The sequence below is a fragment of the Providencia rustigianii DSM 4541 genome, assembly GCF_000156395.1.
Taxonomy (GTDB): domain Bacteria; phylum Pseudomonadota; class Gammaproteobacteria; order Enterobacterales; family Enterobacteriaceae; genus Providencia; species Providencia rustigianii.
In genome coordinates this window covers 2,593-3,140 of record NZ_GG703828.1, presented here as the reverse complement: position 1 = coordinate 3,140, position 548 = coordinate 2,593, and the positions used below count along the sequence as shown (strand labels likewise).

At 49.5% G+C, this 548-nt stretch carries 1 protein-coding gene; it reads left to right on the top strand.

Annotated features, from left to right (window positions below; all coding sequences use genetic code 11):
• On the top strand, positions 1-548 hold a 548-nt coding region (locus PROVRUST_RS18620; protein ID WP_006816470.1), incomplete at both ends, for a baseplate J/gp47 family protein.

The following is a 548-nucleotide window of genomic DNA, read 5'->3' as shown; positions in this document are numbered from 1 at the left end:
GTTTATTACCGGCACCGGATGTTATTGAAGAGCTCGATGTTGAAGTGATATTTGCTGAGCGAAAAGCGGCATTAATTGCAGCCATGCCACCGGAACAACGTGAAATAGTCGCTAGAACGTTAGAATTTGAGTCGGAACCACTCACAAAACTACTGCAAGAGAACAGCTACCGAGAGTTGATTTTACGCCAGCGTGTGAATGAAGCAGCTCGCGCAAGTATGGTGGCTTTTGCTACGGGAGCCGACCTTGATCAGCTTGCGGCTAATAACGACGTGAAAAGGTTGGTCCTATTTAAAGGGGATGAAACCGCCATTCCACCCATCCCGCCAGTTTATGAGTCTGATTCTGATTTGAGAATGCGTATCCCAGAAGCGTTTGAGGGATTGAGTGTTGCGGGTCCTGTTGGTAGTTATGCCTACCACGCTCGCAGTGCAGATGGTCGCGTTGCTGATGCCTCAGTGGTTAGTCCATCCCCAGCTTGTGTGACGGTGACTGTTTTGTCGCGGGAGGGTAATGGTGTCGCGCCGGCAGATTTAATTGAAATCGTT